Raw genomic sequence first — 17,924 nt, forward strand, 5'->3', positions numbered from 1 at the left:
TTAGATCACCTGGGACGCTGGAGGACCTCGTTGGAGCTACTGCTGTTGACCGCTGACCTGCACCCGGAAGCGGTGCTGCCGTCGCTGTCGCTGCTGGCGCACACTGTGCGGACAGCACCGCCGGAGGTTTCCGCGCTGCTTGAGGCCGGTTCGGCAGAGGTGGTGATCGTCGACGCCCGCACCGATCTCGCCGGGGCCCGTGGGCTGTGTCGGCTGCTGAGCACAACCGCGGGATCGGTGCCGGTGGTGGCGGTGGTGACCGAGGGCGGTTTGGTCGCGGTCAACGCCGAGTGGGGAGTCGACGAAATCCTGCTACCGGGCACCGGGCCGGCCGAGACGGACGCCCGGTTGCGGTTGTTGACCGGCCGCCGGGGTGCGCCGGCCGCCGAACCGGCTTCCGGCCAGACCAAACTCGGTGAGTTGGTGATCGACGAAGGCACCTACACGGCCCGGCTGCGCGGTCGGCCGCTGGATCTGACCTACAAGGAATTCGAGCTGCTCAAATATCTCACCCAGCACGTCGGCCGGGTCTTCACCCGCGCGCAGTTGCTGCAGGAGGTGTGGGGATATGACTTCTTCGGCGGCACGCGCACCGTCGACGTGCACGTCCGGCGGCTCCGGGCCAAGCTGGGCCCGGAATACGAGTCGCTGATCGGCACGGTCCGCAACGTCGGCTACAAGGCGGTTCGTCCGGTGCGGGGCAAACCCCCGGGCGCGTCCGACGAGGCAGACGACGAGGACGAGGGGGTCGAGGACCTCGACGGAGCCGGCGGTGGTGCGTCCGAGTCGCTGGCCAGTCAGTGATCGTCCCGCAATGGCGCGCCGCGCTCACCGAGGACGAGCAGCGGCAAATCCGGGAGCTGATCGCCGCCGCCGGGGACCACGACGGCGTCGCCCCGGTCGGTGAACAGGTACTGCGCGAACTCGCCGGTGACCGTACCGCGCATCTGGTCGCCGAGGACGGCGGCGCGGTGCTGGGCTATCTGAATCTGAGTGCACCGCCGGACGACACCGCGCCGATGGCAGAGCTGGTGGTGGCGCCGCCGGCCCGGCGCCGCGGCATCGGGTCTGCGATGGCCCGTGCCGCGTTGACGAAAACCGATGGGCGCAACCGGTTCTGGGCACACGGCACCTTGCCGGCGGCCCAAGCCACCGCAGCGGCGCTGGGTTTGGTCCCGGTGCGTGAGCTGCTGCAGATGCGGCGGTCTCTGCACGGGGTGCCGACGCCGTCGGTGCTGGCCGGGGTCTCGATCCGCAGCTACGCGGGGGAGTCCGACGATGCCGAGTTGTTGCGTGTCAACAACGCGGCCTTCGCCTGGCATCCGGAGCAGGGCGGCTGGACGGCGGACGATCTGGCCCAGCGCCGTGCCGAGGAGTGGTTCGATCCGGCGGGACTGTTTCTGGCCTTCGAAGGAACCGTGCTACTGGGGTTTCACTGGACCAAGATCCACGCCGGCAAACCGGGCGCCGAACGGGCCGGGGAGGTATATGTCGTGGGAGTCGATCCAGCCGCCCAGGGACGTGGCCTGGGGCGGGCACTGACCGAGGTGGGCCTGGCCTACCTGGCTGACCGGCTCGCCGATGCCGAATCGCCGACCGTGCTGCTCTACGTCGAAGCGGACAACGCCGCGGCGTTGCGGACCTATGAGCGGCTGGGTTTCACGGTGCACAGCGTCGACACCGCCTACGCCCTGGTTGATCGTGGCTGACCGGGGGTTGATCTATTCACCACGCGTTCACCTGCCATGCGGTTGCCATCCATAAGTGCCGCATACGTTCCGGGGGGATTCGAACCGAACGTGAGTGGGAAGGCGAGAAACGATGAAGCCCAGAACGGCGGGTCTGGCACTGTTGGCGGCGACTGTGGGTCTGGCGCTGAGCGGGTGCGGCACTGACGACAACACCGGCGGTTCGGCCGGTGGCGCCGCGGGGGTCTCGGCGGCCGCCGGGTGCGCCGGGAAGAACACCCTGACCGCCGAGGGGTCCACCGCGCAGCAGAACGCGATCGCGGTGTTCAACCAGGTGTGGGGCCAGGAGTGCCCGGGCAAGAACCTGTCCTACAACCCGACCGGGTCCGGTGCGGGCCGCGAACAGTTCATCGCCGGGCACGTTGATCTCGCCGGATCCGATTCGCCGCTGAGCGAGGCCCAGGTCGCCCAGGCGGCCGAGCGGTGCGGCGGGGGCAACCCGGCGTGGCATCTGCCGCTGGTCTTCGGCCCGGTCAGCATGGCCTACCACCTCGACGGGGTCGAGCACCTGGTGCTCAACGGCGATGTGCTGGCGCGGATCTTCAGTGGAACGATCACCAGCTGGAACGACCCCGCCCTGGTCGCCCTCAACCCGGGAGTGGACCTGCCGGCCACCGCCATCACGCCGATTTACCGATCGGACTCCTCGGGTACCACCGACAACTTCCAGAAATACCTCAGCGCCGCCGCGCCGCAGAGCTGGACCAAGGGCGAGGGCAGCGAATTCCAGGGCGGCGTCGGGGAAGGCGCGCAGAAGTCCGCCGGGGTGGTGCAGGCGGTACAGAGCACACCCGGCGCGATCGGGTATGTCGAGAAGGGCTTCGCCGACCAGGCGAAGCTTCGGTCCGCGATGATCGATTCGGGTGCCGGAGTGGTCGCCGCGACCGATGAGGCGGCCGGGGTCGCCATCCAATCGGCCGGGCTCGTCTCGGAGGACAGCAACGACATGCGCCTGGATCTGAAGTCGCTGTATGGCACCCGGCAGCCGGCCGCTTACCCGCTAGTCTTGGTGACCTATGAGATCGTCTGCTCCAAAGGCTACGACCCGGATACGGCGGCGGCGGTGAAGTCCTTCCTGAAGACGGCGTCGACCAGCGGCCAGGACGGCTTGTCCGGTGCGGGATACGTTCGGCTGCCCGATCAGTTCCAGCGGCGTCTGAGCGCTGCGATCGACGCGATTCAGTAGCCGCCGTGCCGCACGCGATGGGAGGTGTCTAACGTCGCCGAATCGTCTCGCCCCACGTCCTCGGAGTCGTCGAAGCCGTCCGGCTCGTCCGGACCACTGACGATCCCCGCGGCGACGCGTTCCACCGGAAGCCGCATCCCCGACCTGGTGTTTCGGCTGGTGGCTCAGAGTTCCGGTGTGTTGATCATCATCTTGATCACCGCCGTCGGCGGCTTTTTGCTGCTGCGGGCGATACCGGCGCTGCAGCGTAACCGGGAGAACTTCTTCACCTATGCCGGCAGTTGGGTCACCACCGACACCTCCGCCATGCATTTCGGCATCGCCGAGATGCTGCGGGTGACGGTGTTCGTCTCGGTGTTCGCCCTGGTGCTGGCCATGCCGGTGGCCCTGGGGGTTGCCATCTACCTCGCCGAATACGCCCCCCGCCGGCTCGTCGGACCGCTCGCGTACATGGTCGAACTCCTTGCCGCCGTGCCGTCGATCATCTACGGGGCGTGGGGGCTGTACGTGCTGGCCCCGCAGCTGCGGGGCGGCGCCCAATGGCTCAACGAGAATCTCGGCGGGTTCTTCCTGTTCGCGACCGGCAATGCGTCGGTGGCCGGTGGCGGCACCATTTTCACCGGCGGGATCGTGCTGGCGGTGATGATCCTGCCGATCATCACCGCGGTCACCCGTGAGGTGCTGGCGCAGACACCCCGCGGCCAGATCGAGGCGGCGCTGGCGCTGGGCGCGACCCGTTGGGAAGTGGTCAAGACGGTGGTGGTGCCGTTCGGGCGGTCCGGATACATCAGCGCCGCAATGCTGGGCCTGGGGCGTGCACTCGGTGAGACGGTGGCGCTCCTGATCATCCTCCGGGCCACCCAGAAGGCGTTCAACTGGTCGCTGTTCGACGGCGGCTCCACGTTCGCCACCAAGATCGCCGCCACCGCATCGGAATTCAACGATCAGTACAAGGCCGGCGCCTACATCGCGGCCGGGTTGGTGCTGTTCGTGCTGACGCTGGTGGTCAACGCGTTGGCGCGCGCGGCCATTACGAAGAAGGTGCACTGATGACCGCTCTGCTGGATCGGCCGGTCAAGGAGCGCACCTTCGCGGCGGTCAGCCTGCGCCGGCGGGTGGCCAACGCCATCGCCACGGTGCTGGTCACCCTCGCGATGGGAGTCGCGCTCGTCCCGCTGGTGTGGGTGATGTACTCGGTGATCGAACACGGGTTCGCCGCGGTCACCTCCAGCGTCTGGTGGACGCACTCGCAGGCCGGCATGACGGCGTTCGCCGCCGGGGGCGGGGCCTATCACGCGATCGTCGGCACGCTGCTGCAGGGACTGGTGTGCGCGGCGCTCTCGATCCCACTCGGGATCTTCGTGGCGATCTACCTCGTCGAATACGGCGCCGGGACTCGCCTGGGCAAGCTCGCGACCTTCATGGTCGACATCTTGACCGGGGTGCCGTCGATCGTGGCGGCGTTGTTCGTCTACGCGCTGTGGGTGGCCACCCTCGGATTCCACCGCTCCGGGTTCGCGGTGTCGCTGTCGTTGGTCCTGTTGATGGTGCCGGTGATCGTGCGGGCGACCGAGGAGATGCTGCGGATCATCCCGATGGATCTTCGGGAGGCCAGCTACGCGCTGGGCGCGCCGAAGTGGAAGACCATCACCAGCATCGTGATCCCGACCGCGCTGTCCGGGATCATCACCGGGATTCTGCTGGCGCTGGCGCGGGTGATGGGCGAGACGGCGCCGCTGCTGATCCTGGTCGGGTATTCGCAGGCGATCAACTTCGACATGTTCCAGGGCTTCATGGGCTCCTTGCCGGGGATGATGTACGACCAGACCTCGGCGGGTGCGGGCACCAGCGCCGTCCCCACCGACCGGCTCTGGGGTGCCGCGTTGACGCTCATCATCCTGATCGCGGTACTCAACATCGCGGCCAGGTTCGGAGCGCGCCTCTTCGCGCCCAAGAAGTTCTAGTCTGTCGGCACACCGGCGTGCGGAGCGTCGGGCGTGAGGTTTCGATGAGGTTTAGGAGAGCTGCACGGTGGCAAAAAGGTTGGACCTGGCCGACCTCAACATCTATTACGGGTCGTTCCACGCCGTCGCCGACGTGACGCTCTCGGTCGCGCCGCGCAGTGTCACCGCATTCATCGGTCCGTCCGGGTGCGGCAAGTCGACCGTGTTGCGCACCCTCAATCGGATGCATGAGATCACCCCGGGCGCTCGCATCGAGGGCTCGGTGCTGCTCGACGGTGAAGACATCTACCGGCCCGGAATCGACCCGGTGGGCGTGCGCAAGGCCGTCGGTATGGTGTTTCAGCGTCCGAATCCCTTCCCCACCATGTCGATTCGCGACAACGTGGTGGCCGGGCTGAAACTGCAGGGTATCCGCAACCGGCGGACGCTCGATGAGACCGCCGAGTTCTCGCTCCGCGGCGCCAACCTGTGGAACGAGGTCAAAGACCGGTTGGACAAGCCCGGCGGCGGCCTCTCCGGCGGGCAGCAGCAGCGACTGTGCATCGCCCGTGCCATCGCGGTGCAACCCGATGTGTTGTTGATGGACGAGCCGTGCTCGGCGCTGGACCCGATCTCGACGATGGCCATCGAAGAGCTGATATCCCAGCTCAAGCAGGAGTACACCATCGTCATCGTCACCCACAACATGCAGCAGGCGGCGCGGGTGAGCGATCAGACGGCGTTTTTCAACCTGGCCGATGTCGGCAAACCGGGCCGGCTGATCGAGATCGACGGCACCGAGAAGATCTTCTCCAACCCGAGCCGCAAGGAGACCGAGGACTACATCTCCGGCCGCTTCGGCTAGCGGCGAAGCCGTAGCTACTCCGGCGAAGGCAGCGTGTTCTCGTCCGGGAACTTGCCGGTGGCCTGGAAGATCACCCGGCGGGCCACCTCCACCGCGTGGTCGGCGAACCGCTCGTAGAACCGGCCGAGCAATGTCACGTCGACAGCCGCGGCGACACCGTGCCGCCACTCCTTGTCCATCATCACCGAGAACAGATGCCGGTGCAGGTCGTCCATCGCGTCGTCTTCCTCGCGGATCCGGGCGGCCTTCTCCGGGTCGCGGGACAGCAGCACCTCCCGGGCGCTGTTGCCCAAATCAACTGCGACTCGGCCCATTTCGGCGAAGTATCCGTTGACCTCTTCGGGCAGTGCGTGTTGCGGGTGCCGGCGGCGGGCGATCTTGGCGACGTGCAGCGCCAGCGCGCCCATCCGGTCGATGTCGGCGACCATCTGGATGGAGCTGACGATGGCCCGCAGGTCCCCGGCGACCGGCGCCTGCAACGCCAGCAGCACGAAGGCGCTCTCTTCGGCGCGAGCGCTCATCGAGGCGATCTTCTCGTGACCGGAGATCACCTGCTCGGCTACTACCAGATCGGCCTGCAGCAGGGCTTGAGTGGCACGTTCCATGGCGATCCCGGCCAGGCCGCACATCGTGCCGAGCTGTTCGGCCAAGTCCGAGAGTTGCTCGTGATAGGCGGTTCGCATGCCCTCAAGACTAACCTGGGGGCCGATCGTGGGCCGTGCAGCGGCAGTCGCCGCCCCGGCGGCTACTCGCAGGTGGTGTCGGCTGCGTTGGTGACCGTCAGGTCGGCGGGCAGCTCGGTCGGCTCGGCGTTGGCGCCGCGGTTGAGCTGGACGTTGACCTGGGAGCCGCTGGCGGCCGGCTTGGTGACACTACGGAAATCCGAGCCGAGCACCACGCGCACGATGCTGCCCAAGCCGGTGACCCGCTCGATCGGCGCGCCGGACAGCGCCGAGGCCACGGTGGCGGCGGCCTGCTCGTTGCCGGGGGAGAACAGCACTTTGGTGCCCTTGACCGTGCCCGGGTAGTCGTCGGCGCTGTCGACGTCGAAGCCCCACTGCTGCAGCTCCGCGGAGGTGGAGGCGGCCAGGCCGGACACCTCGGTAGCGTTGGAGACGCGCACGGTGACATCACCGGGGGAGGTCGTGACCGCCCGCACCTGCTCGACGGTCGGCTTGGGCGCCGGCTCGACCGGGGTCGCCGAGGCCTGCGCGGACTGGGTGGTGGGGCTGGCCGCGGTGGTCGATACCGATGTGGCGTTGTGGTCGTTCTCGCCGGGCAGCGGATCATCGTTGATGATGGCGTCGAACAGCGCCCGCATGTCGTCCATACGCGGGACCTCGTCGCCGTTCTCGTCGGTCTCGCTGGTCGGCACGGTCACGAAGGTGATGTGCCCGGCCGCCACCTTCTGCAGCGACTGCCCGAGGTTCACCAGGTCCTTCGTCTTGACGTTGTCCACGTAGCTGTCGCCGATGAACATGTTGACCACGTTGTTGAGCTTGGTCGGCGAGAAGAAGGTGTTCGTCGAGATCAGCGAGCGCAACAGCGACGACAGGAACAGCTGCTGGCGCTTGATCCGGCCGTAGTCGCCGTTGTCCTCGGTGGTGACGTTGCGGGCCCGCACGTAGTTCAGCGCGGTCGCACCGTTGACCCGCTGCCGCCCGCTGTTCTCCAGGACGCTGCCCAGCTCGAGGTCGTAGAGCGGACTGGTGGTGCACACCTCGACGCCGCCCAGCGCGTCGACCATCTTGCCGAAGCCGACGAAGTCGACGGCCATGAACCGGTTGACCGCCAGCCCGGAGAGCTTCTGGATCTCCTTGACCAGACACTTCGGCCCGCCGAAGGCATACGTCGAGTTCAGCTTCGTCTCGGTGTAGACGGTCTCGGCGCCGTAGGTGCCGCTATCGGGATCGTAGATCGGGCCGTAGGCGCCGGTCTCGGCGTTCCAGACCTCACACTGGATCGGTGTGATCGCCAGGTCGCGCGGGAAGGACACCACCACCACGCGTTTGCGGTTGGCCGGGATGTTGACCAGCATGATCGTGTCGGATCGAGCGCCCTCGGCGTCCTCGGTGCTGCCGGCCCCGATCTGGCTGTTGGCCCCGGCGCGGGTATCGGCGCCCACGATCAGGAAGTTCTCGTCGCCGTACTGGCCGGCCGCGTCGAGGATGTCGTGCGAGTCGGGGTCCAGCGCGCTGACGTGGTTGAGGCTGCGGTTCTTCGACGTGCTCCACTGCCACGCCGAACCGGTCAGCACCAGGGCGAGTACGGCCATCAGCGCCGCCACCATCCGACCGGCCACCATCGCCCGGTGGTGGGTCCGGTGCGGGCGCGGCTCGTCGGCGTCGTCGTCGGGGCGGACCGGCGGTATCTCGCGTGCCACGTCCGGAAGTTCGGTGGTGGGCTCGAACCCGTCCCAGTCGGCCCAGTCATTGGCGGCGGCGAGCTGGGTGCCGTGAATCCGGTCCAGGTCGGGCAACTCCGACGGATAGGCCACCTCCGCTACGTCGGCGGTGAACCTCGCCGCGTCGGTGGCCGCCAAGGCCGCGAAGGCCGGTGCCTCCTCGAGGCCCAGGCCCGGCCAGAATTCGGCTTCCGGCTCCGGCGCGGGTACGGGGTCCAGCTCGACGGCCTCGACGGCCTCGACGGCTTCGACGGGTTCCGGGGCGGCGCGGCGCCGGCTGCGGCCGCCGGACGGGGGAACGCCGCCGTTGACCTTGGCGATCAGGTCGGCGACCGTCACCGAACCGTCACCGCCGTTGCGTCGGCGGGCCGGAGCCGAATGGCGGTGGGCCGGGGCGGGAGTCTGCCAACGCTCCCACGGCGCGGGTCCGGGCGGCGTCATCGTCATCAGCTGATGGTCACCGTCATCCCGGCCGTTTCCAGGCCAGTGGCCAGGAGTGGCGTTGTCGCCGTCACTCATGTCCTTACGGGCCTCCGAGTCTTCGGGACTGACGGGCGTCGATCGCCGGCCAGCGTGGCACGGATGATCACCGTTGATGCTCCGTACCCTGTTGCGCCCCCGCAGGGACTACCCACCTGGGGCAATAAGTTACTTAGTCTACTGAGAAGTTTCCAGACACGCGATGTCGAGAACGTCTCATTTCAGCCACCCGAGTGCATAATGTCGGCCCCGACCGGTACCGCGCAATCGTCCGGATCGGCCAGCCAACCGTCGGGAAGAGCGACCTTGGCCGGTGAGCCCTGCCGGCCCCGGGGCCCGGTGGCGGCCGCCGGGAACGGGATCGACCCGTCGAGCTGGGCGAGCAGGGCGTCGAGTTCGGCCAGTGTCGTGACCATCGCCAGGTCGCGCCGCAGCTGAGACCCGGCCGGGAACCCGTGCAGGTACCAGGCGACGTGCTTGCGGATCTCCCGCATGCCCTTGTCCTCGCCGAAATGCGACGCCAGCAGCTCACCGTGGCGGCGGATGATGTCGGCGACTTCACCCAGCGTGGGCGGGGTGGGTGCCGGCCGTCCGGCGAAGGCCGCGGACAGCTCGGCGAACAGCCAGGGGCGCCCCAGACAGCCCCGCCCGATGACGACGCCGTCACAGCCGGTGGCGGCCATCATGGCGAGCGCGTCACCGGCTTCGAAGATGTCCCCGTTGCCGAGCACCGGAATCGAGCGGACCTGCGCTTTGAGGGCCGCGATCTGCTCCCAGTCGGCGGTGCCGGAGTAGCGTTGCGCCGCGGTTCGGGCGTGCAGGGCCACCGCAGCGGCGCCCTCGGACTCCGCGATCCGCCCGGCGTCGAGGTGGGTGTGGGTGGCGTCGTCGATCCCGATCCGGAATTTGACGGTCACCGGGATGTCGGTGCCGGCCGTGCCGCGAACTGCCGCGGCGACGATGTTGCCGAACAGCCGGCGCTTGTAGGGCAGCGCCGACCCGCCGCCGAGCCGGGTCACCTTGGGCACCGGGCAGCCGAAGTTCATGTCGATGTGATCGGCCAGACCTTCGTCGGCGATCATCCTGGCCGCGGCGTAGGTGGTCTCGGGGTCGACGGTGTAAAGCTGCAGCGAGCGCGGGGACTCCTCCGGCGCGAACGTCGTCATGTGCAGGGTGGCCGGGTGGCGCTCGACGAGCGCGCGGGCCGTCACCATCTCGCACACGTACAGCCCGCTGACCGTACCGGTCCGGGACTGCTCCAGCTCGCGGCAGAGAGTTCGGAATGCGACGTTGGTCACACCGGCCATCGGGGCCAGCACCACGGGGCTGGCGAGCGGAAGCGAACCGATGCGCAGTACGCGCTGAACTACGGTGCCGGCGGCCATCAGCCCGCCGCCATGGCCTACGGCGCCGATGGCTCCAGCACCTTCTTGGCGGCGCGCTTCTCGGCCATCTTGGCCTCCCGCTCGAGCCGGCGCTGCTTGGCCACCTCGAACTTCTCGCACGTCTCGTCCAGCTCGGCGACGATCTTGCCGATCTGGTCCTGGTAGCGGGCCGCCTCGCCGCTGAAGTCCCGTTCGAGGATGCGCCACTTCTTCAGCACCGGCATCACCACGTCGTCGCGGTGGATGATCGGGTCATAGACACCGCCGACCGCGATGATCACCGCCTTGCGCCGGAACTCCGGCACCACGAATCCGGGCATCTGGAAGTTGGCCAGCACCCGGTGCAGCGAGTACATCGCCCGGTCCGGCGCGATGTCGAAACCGACCGCGCTGATGTCGCGGTAGAAGATCATGTGCAGGTTCTCGTCGGCCGAGATCCGGGCCAGCAGCTGGTCGGCGACCGGGTCGTTGCAGGCCCGGCCGGTGTTGCGGTGCGAGATCCGGGTGGCCAGCTCCTGAAAGGTCACATAGATGACCGAGTCGAACAGGCTCTCGGCGAACAGGTCGTCTTGGACCTGGTGGTTCTGGCCGGGGCTGAAGCCGCGGTTGACGGTCTCCATCCGCAGCGTCTCCAACTCGATCGGGTCGCAGTTGCGGGTGACGACGAGGTAGTCGCGCAGCGCGATGCCGTGCCGATTCTCCTCGGCGGTCCACCGGTTGACCCAGGTGCCCCACGGCGCGTCCATGGTGAAGTTCATCGCGATCTCGCGGTGATACGACGGCAGGTTGTCCTCGGTGAGCAGGTTCTGCACCATCGCGGTGCGGGCGACCTCGGACAGCTTCGACTGCTCGGGGTCCCAGTCCTGCCCGCCGAGCGCGTAGTAGTTCTTGCCCTCCGACCACGGGACGTAGTCGTGCGGATTCCAGTCTTTGGTCATGGAGAAGTGGCGGTTGACCGCGTTCTCGACGACCGGCTCGAGTTCGTGCAACAACTCGAGTTCAGTCCATTCACGCGTCATAACAGCTCCTGAGTACCTGTGTCCGCTAGTTGCAGGCAATATATCTGTGTATGCCGGTAGCAGCAAGTTCGCAAGGGCGTGTTGTGCTATTGATCTTCGGTCCGGCCGGTATTGAGCAGCATGTCGACGCAGAAGTCGATGAACTGCGTCCGGCTGGCCGCGAGCCGCCCGTTGAGATAGGCGGTGAACAGGGCGGTGAGCGCCCCGATCAACCCGGTCGCCACCATGTTCTGGACCGCCGGATCGCCGATCCGGGTCAGTTTGCGCTGAAGCATCCCGATGAAGGTGGGCATCCACTGCGCACCGGAGTGGGTCAGGACCGGCTCGGTCTCCGGGGCCAGCAGCAGCACCCGACCGCGCACCGGGTCGTCGACCATCAAGGCGACGAATCCTTCCACGGCTTCGCGCGGCGTACGGGCCGACAGCAGTGCCGCCATGGCGCGCGTGCACACGTCGTCGTAGACGGCGCGCACGAATTCATCACGGTCGGTGAAGCTTTCGTAGAAATAGCGTTCCGTCAGCGCCGCCGCACGGCAGACCGACCGGATGGTCAGTGTGGGCCCGTTCTCGTCGCCGAGCAGTTGGACGCCGGCGGCGATGAATTCGTCTCGGCGCAGGGCCTGACGATCTTGTAGTGGGACCCCGGACCAACGGCCCCGGCGTTGACCGGACGGCACTTCAATCTCCTAAGGTCCAATTTGCCATCGATCGTAACGCCGGTGCCTACCCCGGCGTGCGGGCCCGACGACCTGTGGGGCCGCACTGCATGCCCCCGCCGAGCCCACCGGATGCGGCCTCGAGGCCCGAGGCCGCACGGCGCTCACCGCGTTAGTCCAGACAATAAAACCGCCCGAGCGGCTGGTCGTTCCCTTGACTGGGCGCACGGTGCTGCGGAATAGTGTTCTTCAGAACGAAGAATGACGTATGTTGTCCGGACAAATCCGCATATCCGGTGCCTAAGGGCTTTCGGGGGGTGTGCGGATCTGCTGTCTGTGCCAGAAGAAGGCGGGTCATGGCGGATCACTCCAGCCTCCTGAGTCGCTTGGACCTCTTGGGCCTTGAAGGCCGCGTCGTGGTGGTGTCGGGGGCCGGCGGCGGCGGCATCGGCACGACGGTCACCGCGATGGCGGCGCGCGCCGGAGCCACGGTGATTGCGGCGAGCCGCTCGGCGGAGAACCTCGAGACGCACGTCGCCCCGCTGGCGGCCGAGGGTCTGTCGGTGCTGCCGGTGGTCGCCGACGCCGCCACCGACGAGGGCATCGCCGCGGTGCTCGATGCGGCGCGCCACGCCGACGGGCAGCTCTACGGGCTGGTCAACGTCGCCGGGGGCGCTGAGCCGTCGACCTGGATGCCCGCCACCCGGGTGGCCCGCTCCGATTGGCGAGAGATCTTCACGCACAACCTCGAGACCGCGTTCTTCATGAGCCGTGCGGTCGCCGCCGAGCTGGTGTCCCAGCAGCGCCCGGGCTCGATCGTGTCGATCTCCTCGATCAGCGGCATGAACACCGCGCCGTTCCACATCGCCTACGGCACCGCCAAGGCTGCGGTCGTCGCGATGACCCGGACCATGGCGCTCGAGCTGGCGGAGGCCGGAATCCGGGTCAACGCGGTGGCCCCCGGGGTCACCGAGACGGCCGCGTCGGGCACCTACGTCGAGGCGGACCCCGATCGGGACCGGCGAGCGATCGCGATGGGACGCCGGGGACGGCCCGAGGAGCAGGCCGGCCCGATCCTGTTCCTGCTGTCCGATCTGTCCAGCTACATCACCGGCCAGACGCTGTTGGTCGACGGTGGGCTCGACCTCAAGTGGAGCCACCTGGCCGCGGACAACACCTCACTGTTCCTCAAGGACGAAACCTTCCGCGCCGCAATGAGGAGGATGTGATGACCGATCCGGTCCAGAACGCGGATACGGCCGAAGAACTGTCGCAACCGATGACCATCGGTGTCGAGGCCTACACCTGCGCTGACTACGCCCGCGCCGAACGCGACAAGCTGTGGCGCAAGGTGTGGCAACAGGCCGGCCGGGTCGAGGACCTGCCGGAGGTGGGCAGCTACCTCACCTACGACATCCTCGACGACTCGATCATCGTGGTCCGGACCGGGCCGGAAACCTTTGCCGCCCACCACAACGTCTGCATGCACCGCGGCCGCCGACTGGTCGACACCCCGGCCGGGGCCAAGAACGCCTGCGCGCGCACCCGCAAGTCCTTCGTCTGCGGCTTCCACGGCTGGACCTACGGCCTGGACGGGGCGTGCACCCACATTCGCGAACAAGACGACTGGCAGGGCACGCTGACGCCGGAGAACACCCACCTGCGGCCGGTGCGCGTCGACACCTGGGGCGGCTGGGTCTGGATCAACATGGACCCGGAGTGCGAATCTCTGGCCGACTACCTGTTTCCCGCAGCCAAGATCCTCGACCCCTTCGGGCTGGAGAACATGCGCTACAAGTGGCGCAAATGGCTGGAGTTCGACTGCAACTGGAAGGTCGCCATGGAGGCCTTCAACGAGACCTACCACGTCTATACGACCCACCCGGAGTTCAACAAGTTCGGTGAATTCAAGGGCTGGGCCAAAGTGCAGGGCAAGCACAGCAATATCGGCTACGACGCCCCGAACGATCTGGAGACCACGAAGTCCAAGATCCGGTTGGGCACCGGCGCCGATCCCCGGGTGTCGACCGCGGAAATGCAGATCTACACCATGGAGGAGACCAACGCCACCACCACCACGACGCTGGTGAACGCCGCCAAGCGGCTGGTCGACGAGCTTCCCGAGGGCACCCCGGCCGACAAAGTCCTCGAACACTGGCTGGCGTCGGCTCGTCGCGACGACGAGGCCCGCGGCGTCATCTGGCCGACGATCCCGGCCGACGTGCTCGGCCAGGCCGGCACCGCATGGCAGATCTTCCCGAACTTCCAGATCGGCCAGGGCCTGACCAGTGCGCTGTGCTACAGCGCCAGGCCGCATCCCAGCTACAACCCCGACAAATGCATCTTCGAGGTCTCGGTGTTCGAGCTGTTTCCCGAAGGTGAAGAACCGCAGACCCAGTGGGAGTACACACCGGTCGGCGACCCGAATTGGCGCTCGGTGCTGCCGCAGGACTTCTCCAACATGGCCGCGGTCCAGCAGGGCATGAAATCCCTTGGCTACCAGGGAGCCAAACCCAACCCCTACCGGGAACGCGCCATCGTCAACCTGCACCACCAGCTGGCGAAGTACATGGGCTCCGGCGAACCGCAGGAGCTCCTGAAAGGAAACCATCGATGACGGAGTGCGCACCGACCCAGACGCCGGACGATTTCGACATCGACGCGTTGCGGGCGAAGTACGCCGCCGAGCGGGCCAAACGCGTTCGCTCCGACGGCGCCGGGCAGTACCTCGAACTCAAGGATGATTTCGTGGACTTCGCCGAGGTCGATCCGTACACCACGGTGACCCCGCGTGAACCCATCGACGCCGACATCGAAGTCGTGGTCCTGGGCGGTGGCATCGCCGGACTGCTGGCCGGCGCCTACCTGAAGAAAGCCGGCGTGCACGAAGTGCGGGTCATCGAGATGGGCGGCGACTTCGGCGGCGTCTGGTACTGGAACCGCTTCCCCGGAATCCAGTGCGACAACGACGCCTACTGCTACATCCCGATGCTCGAAGAGCTCGACTTCATCCCGTCCAAGAAGTTCGCCGACGGCGCCGAGATATTCCAGCACTGTCAGAACATCGGAAAGCACTTCGGCCTCTACGACGGGGCGATCTTCTCGACCCAGGTACGCACCGTCCGCTGGGACGAGGAGATCAAGCGCTGGCGGCTCACGACCAACCGCGGCGACGACCTGCGGGCGCGTTTCGTGGTGATGGCGCAAGGCTCCTACAACCGGCCCAAGTTGCCCGGCATCGCGGGCATCAAAGACTTCATGAACGCGGGCGGCCACGTCTTCCACTCGGCCCGCTGGGATTACGACTACACCGGCGGCGACGCGAACGGTGGCCTGGACAAGCTGGCCGACAAACGCGTGGCGCTGGTCGGTACCGGCGCGACAGGTGTCCAGCTGGTTCCGCATCTGGGGCGAGATGCCAAGCACCTCTACGTTTTCCAGCGCACCCCGTCATCGGTGGACTTCCGCGGCAATGAGCCCACCGACCCGCAGTGGGCCGCGTCGCTGCAGCCGGGGTGGCAGGCCGAACGCAAGCGCAACTTTCATCGCTGGTCGCCGTTCGAAGGCGTGGTCTTCGACGCCCCCGACATGGTGTGCGACTTCTGGACCGAGTTGGGCCGCAATCTGACCGCTCGAATCGGTTCCAGTCCCGACCCGACGGCGCTGGGCGTCGAGGAGATCATGGCGATGCGGGAGGAGGAAGACTACAAGATCATGGAGCGGCTGCGCCGCCGCATCGACGACATCGTCGAGGATCCGCAGACCGCTGAGGCGCTCAAGCCGTACTACCGGTTCATGTGCAAGCGCCCGACCTCCAGCGACACCTACCTGCCCACTTTCAATCGGGCCAACGTCACGCTGGTCGATGTGGCCGAATCCAAGGGTGTCGAAAAGCTCACCGCGAAGGGCGTTGTCGCGGGTGGCGTCGAGTATGAGGTCGAGTGTGTGATCTTCGCCAGTGGTTTCGAGATCTCCACGGAGATCAGCCGTCGGTACGCTATCGACGTCATCGAGGGCCGCGGCGGGGTGTCGCTGTTCGACCACTGGCGCGACGGGTTCGCGACCCTGCACGGTATGACCAGCCGCGGGTTCCCCAATCAGTTCCACACCGGTTTCATTCAGGGCGGCGTGTCGGCCAACACCACCGCGATGTTCGAGCAGCAAGCCGAGCACATCGCCTACATCATCGCTGAGGCGCTCAAGCGGGGAGCGACGGTGGTCGAGCCCAGTCAGGAGGGTCAGGACGCCTGGGTGAACACCGTCCGGGAATTGGCATTCGACAACTCGGCATTCGACTTGTCTTGCACACCCGGCTATTACAACAACGAGGGCCGTGGATTCGGGGATGCCAGCCGCTCGTTCCTGGGCGAGGTGTACTCACCCGGCTTCTACGCCTTCGATGATCTATTGAAGCAGTGGCGTGAGGCCGGCGACCTGAAAGGTATGGAGCTGCAGTGACATCGCAGACGACGACCACGTTGCCGACTCGCGACCTCACCGAGCGCATCGGGACCGAGGTTCTCGCTGACAAGGCGGCGCTACTGAGCGGCGCGCATGCCGGGGCGATCCGCGAGCTTCTCGAACAGCGCGGTGTGCTGGTGTTCCCGCAGATCGGCTTCACCGAATCCGAACAGGTCGCCTTCACCGAAACGCTGGGCACGCTGGCGCCCGAGCGCGACGGTGCGGCCGTCTACGACGTCACCCTGGACACCAGCGTCAACAAGCAGGCCGATTACCTCAAAGGCTCCTTCTACTGGCACCTGGACGGCACGATGAACCAGGTGCCCATCCTCGCGTCGCTGCTGTCCAGCAAGGTGCTGCCGGCCGGCGGCGGCGGTGACACCGAGTTCTGCAACACCTATGCCGCCTACGACCAGCTGCCCGAACAGGACAAGCAGCAGCTGGGTTCGCTGCGGGCGATGCACTCGGCGTGGAACTCACTGTTGTACTACGACCCGGAACCGGAAGCCGCTACGCTGCAACAGATGATGGCGATCGGCCAGTGCGAGCTGCCGCTTGTCTGGACGCACCGTTCCGGACGCAAGTCGTTGATCCTCGGCTGCACCGCCAGCCACATCATCGGGATGGAGTACTCCGAGAGCACCAAAACCCTGGTGCGACTGCGTGACTGGGCCACCCAGCCGCAGTTCGTCTACCGGCACCGATGGTCCGTCGGGGACCTGGTCATGTGGGACAACACCGGCACGATGCACCGGGCCCGCCCCTACGATCCTTCCTCGGGCCGGATGCTGCACCGGACCAAGCTCGCCGGTGAGGAACCCTTCGCTTGAGCAGTCCTGGTGAGCTCAGGTTCGACGGCCGTGTGGCCGTCGTGACCGGTGCCGGGCGGGGGCTGGGGCGCTCCTACGCGCACCTGCTCGCGGCACGGGGGGCCCGGGTGATCGTCAACGACACCGGGGCCGATCTCACCGGCGACGGCGGGCGCGTCGACCCGGCTGAGCAGGTGGCTGCGGAGATCCGGGAGGCCGGCGGCGACGCGATCGCCTGTACGGCGTCGGTAGCGACACCGCGGGGCGGGCAGGACATCATCGGCTCCGCGCTCGAGAACTACGGCCGGCTCGACGTCGTGGTCCACAACGCCGGAAACGTCCGACGCGGCTCACTGCGGCAGATGAGCTCGGAAGATTTCGACGCCGTCCTCGACGTGCACCTGCGGGGCGCTTTCCATGTCGTGCGCCCCGCGTTTCCGCTGATGTGTGACGCGGGCTACGGTCGCATCGTGTTGACGTCGTCGATCGGCGGCCTGTACGGCAACTGCGAGGTGGCCAACTATGCGGCCGCCAAGGCGGGCGTGATCGGGCTGAGCAACGTCGCGGCACTGGAAGGCGCAACCGCCGGTGTGAAGTGCAATGTCGTGGTGCCGGCGGCGGTGACGCGGATGGCCGAGGGCATCGACACCTCCGGCTACCCGCCGATGCAACCGGAACTGGTTGCGCCCGTGGTGGGTTGGCTTGCGCACGAGTCCTGTTCGGTCACCGGCGAGGTGCTGATCGCGCTGGCGGGCCGGGTGGCCCGGGCGGTGGTGGCCGAAAGCCCCGGCGTGTACCAGCCGTCATGGACCGTTGACCAGGTCGGTGAACGGATCGAGGAGATCCGGGATATCGGTACACCGGTGATCTTCCCGCCGGTACCGGATGGCCACGCCGACCACATCCGGTACAGCTTCGACCTGGCACGGACCGGCCGACTTCGGCACGACCCCGAGGAAACCCAGTAG

The 17,924-nt window shown here is 67.2% G+C and carries 17 protein-coding genes; 11 read left to right on the forward strand and 6 right to left on the reverse strand.

Going from position 1 to position 17,924, the window contains the following annotated elements; genetic code table 11:
• The first annotated feature begins 30 nt into the window (after nt 1–30).
• The 3 genes from BST28_RS08915 to pstS all read left to right on the forward strand — a co-directional run bounded on the left by BST28_RS08915 (nt 31) and on the right by pstS (nt 2,934).
• On the forward strand, nt 31–804 hold the full coding sequence (locus BST28_RS08915) for a winged helix-turn-helix transcriptional regulator (protein WP_019736530.1): 774 nt from the start codon (nt 31–33) through the stop codon (nt 802–804).
• Nucleotides 801–1,709: a mycothiol synthase gene (gene mshD / locus BST28_RS08920; protein WP_019736531.1), complete on the forward strand. Its 909-nt coding sequence runs from the start codon at nt 801–803 to the stop codon at nt 1,707–1,709. The genes BST28_RS08915 and mshD overlap by 4 nt, the downstream gene beginning before the upstream one ends.
• A 112-nt stretch (nt 1,710–1,821) precedes the next feature.
• Nucleotides 1,822–2,934, forward strand: a complete 1,113-nt coding sequence (gene pstS / locus BST28_RS08925) for a phosphate ABC transporter substrate-binding protein PstS (RefSeq protein WP_019736532.1) — start codon at nt 1,822–1,824, stop codon at nt 2,932–2,934.
• Here pstS and BST28_RS24695 read toward each other — a convergent pair.
• Nucleotides 2,928–3,071, reverse strand: coding sequence for a hypothetical protein (locus tag BST28_RS24695; protein ID WP_019736533.1), 144 nt, complete (start codon nt 3,069–3,071; stop codon nt 2,928–2,930). The genes pstS and BST28_RS24695 overlap by 7 nt on opposite strands.
• On the opposite strand from BST28_RS24695, the gene pstC reads away from it, so the two are divergent.
• The 3 genes from pstC to pstB all read left to right on the forward strand — a co-directional run bounded on the left by pstC (nt 3,031) and on the right by pstB (nt 5,742).
• Complete coding sequence (pstC, locus tag BST28_RS08930) at nt 3,031–3,984, forward strand: phosphate ABC transporter permease subunit PstC (protein WP_211662823.1); 954 nt, start codon at nt 3,031–3,033, stop codon at nt 3,982–3,984. The genes BST28_RS24695 and pstC overlap by 41 nt on opposite strands.
• Nucleotides 3,984–4,898: a phosphate ABC transporter permease PstA gene (pstA, locus tag BST28_RS08935; RefSeq protein ID WP_019736535.1), complete on the forward strand. Its 915-nt coding sequence runs from the start codon at nt 3,984–3,986 to the stop codon at nt 4,896–4,898. Before pstC ends, pstA begins: the two co-directional genes overlap by 1 nt.
• 67 nt (nt 4,899–4,965) lie before the next feature.
• Nucleotides 4,966–5,742 (forward strand): phosphate ABC transporter ATP-binding protein PstB, encoded by a 777-nt coding sequence (pstB, locus tag BST28_RS08940; RefSeq protein ID WP_019736536.1) that lies wholly within the window; start codon nt 4,966–4,968, stop codon nt 5,740–5,742.
• 14 nt (nt 5,743–5,756) lie between these two features.
• On the opposite strand, the gene phoU is transcribed toward pstB, so the two are convergent.
• The 5 genes from phoU to BST28_RS08965 all read right to left on the reverse strand — a co-directional run bounded on the left by phoU (nt 5,757) and on the right by BST28_RS08965 (nt 11,707).
• Entirely contained in the window at nt 5,757–6,425 is a 669-nt protein-coding gene (gene phoU / locus BST28_RS08945; RefSeq protein WP_083080729.1) for a phosphate signaling complex protein PhoU, read from the reverse strand.
• Nucleotides 6,426–6,487: 62 nt separating this feature from the next.
• Entirely contained in the window at nt 6,488–8,665 is a 2,178-nt protein-coding gene (locus BST28_RS08950; RefSeq protein WP_020425477.1) for an LCP family protein, read from the reverse strand.
• Between the two features lie 182 nt (nt 8,666–8,847).
• Nucleotides 8,848–10,011, reverse strand: a complete 1,164-nt coding sequence (gene dusB / locus BST28_RS08955) for a tRNA dihydrouridine synthase DusB (RefSeq protein ID WP_109510931.1) — start codon at nt 10,009–10,011, stop codon at nt 8,848–8,850.
• A 17-nt stretch (nt 10,012–10,028) separates the two neighbouring features.
• Entirely contained in the window at nt 10,029–11,030 is a 1,002-nt protein-coding gene (locus BST28_RS08960) for an acyl-ACP desaturase (RefSeq protein ID WP_019738825.1), read from the reverse strand.
• A gap of 86 nt (nt 11,031–11,116) precedes the next feature.
• Complete coding sequence (locus BST28_RS08965) at nt 11,117–11,707, reverse strand: TetR/AcrR family transcriptional regulator (protein ID WP_065288561.1); 591 nt, start codon at nt 11,705–11,707, stop codon at nt 11,117–11,119.
• 335 nt (nt 11,708–12,042) lie between these two features.
• Here BST28_RS08965 and BST28_RS08970 point away from each other — a divergent pair, with 335 nt between their 5' ends.
• The 5 genes from BST28_RS08970 to BST28_RS08990 are packed head-to-tail and all read left to right on the forward strand — an operon-like array spanning nt 12,043 to nt 17,924.
• Nucleotides 12,043–12,915: an SDR family NAD(P)-dependent oxidoreductase gene (locus tag BST28_RS08970; protein WP_065288560.1), complete on the forward strand. Its 873-nt coding sequence runs from the start codon at nt 12,043–12,045 to the stop codon at nt 12,913–12,915.
• The gene (locus BST28_RS08975) at nt 12,915–14,303 is read left to right on the forward strand and encodes an aromatic ring-hydroxylating oxygenase subunit alpha (RefSeq protein WP_083080731.1); all 1,389 of its coding nucleotides are present in this window, start codon (nt 12,915–12,917) and stop codon (nt 14,301–14,303) included. The genes BST28_RS08970 and BST28_RS08975 overlap by 1 nt, the downstream gene beginning before the upstream one ends.
• The gene (locus tag BST28_RS08980) at nt 14,300–16,144 is read left to right on the forward strand and encodes a flavin-containing monooxygenase (RefSeq protein ID WP_019738776.1); all 1,845 of its coding nucleotides are present in this window, start codon (nt 14,300–14,302) and stop codon (nt 16,142–16,144) included. The genes BST28_RS08975 and BST28_RS08980 overlap by 4 nt, the downstream gene beginning before the upstream one ends.
• Nucleotides 16,141–16,977, forward strand: a complete 837-nt coding sequence (locus tag BST28_RS08985) for a TauD/TfdA dioxygenase family protein (RefSeq protein ID WP_019738775.1) — start codon at nt 16,141–16,143, stop codon at nt 16,975–16,977. Before BST28_RS08980 ends, BST28_RS08985 begins: the two co-directional genes overlap by 4 nt.
• A gap of 32 nt (nt 16,978–17,009) precedes the next feature.
• A complete protein-coding gene (locus tag BST28_RS08990) occupies nt 17,010–17,924 on the forward strand; it encodes an SDR family NAD(P)-dependent oxidoreductase (RefSeq protein ID WP_043337938.1) in 915 nt (304 codons plus the stop codon).

It is taken from the genome of Mycolicibacter kumamotonensis (assembly GCF_002086285.1).
In the GTDB taxonomy this organism is placed as follows: Bacteria; Actinomycetota; Actinomycetes; order Mycobacteriales; family Mycobacteriaceae; genus Mycobacterium; species Mycobacterium kumamotonense.

Coding starts and splice junctions, on each gene's coding strand:
- pstS (WP_019736532.1), top strand. CDS start 1,822: ATGAAGCCCAGAACGGCGGGTCTGGCACTGTTGGCGGCGACTGTGGGT.
- BST28_RS24695 (WP_019736533.1), bottom strand. CDS start 3,071: ATGCGGCTTCCGGTGGAACGCGTCGCCGCGGGGATCGTCAGTGGTCCG.
- pstA (WP_019736535.1), top strand. CDS start 3,984: ATGACCGCTCTGCTGGATCGGCCGGTCAAGGAGCGCACCTTCGCGGCG.
- phoU (WP_083080729.1), bottom strand. CDS start 6,425: ATGCGAACCGCCTATCACGAGCAACTCTCGGACTTGGCCGAACAGCTC.
- BST28_RS08950 (WP_020425477.1), bottom strand. CDS start 8,665: ATGAGTGACGGCGACAACGCCACTCCTGGCCACTGGCCTGGAAACGGC.
- dusB (WP_109510931.1), bottom strand. CDS start 10,011: ATGGCCGCCGGCACCGTAGTTCAGCGCGTACTGCGCATCGGTTCGCTT.
- BST28_RS08960 (WP_019738825.1), bottom strand. CDS start 11,030: ATGACGCGTGAATGGACTGAACTCGAGTTGTTGCACGAACTCGAGCCG.
- BST28_RS08970 (WP_065288560.1), top strand. CDS start 12,043: ATGGCGGATCACTCCAGCCTCCTGAGTCGCTTGGACCTCTTGGGCCTT.
- BST28_RS08975 (WP_083080731.1), top strand. CDS start 12,915: ATGACCGATCCGGTCCAGAACGCGGATACGGCCGAAGAACTGTCGCAA.
- BST28_RS08980 (WP_019738776.1), top strand. CDS start 14,300: ATGACGGAGTGCGCACCGACCCAGACGCCGGACGATTTCGACATCGAC.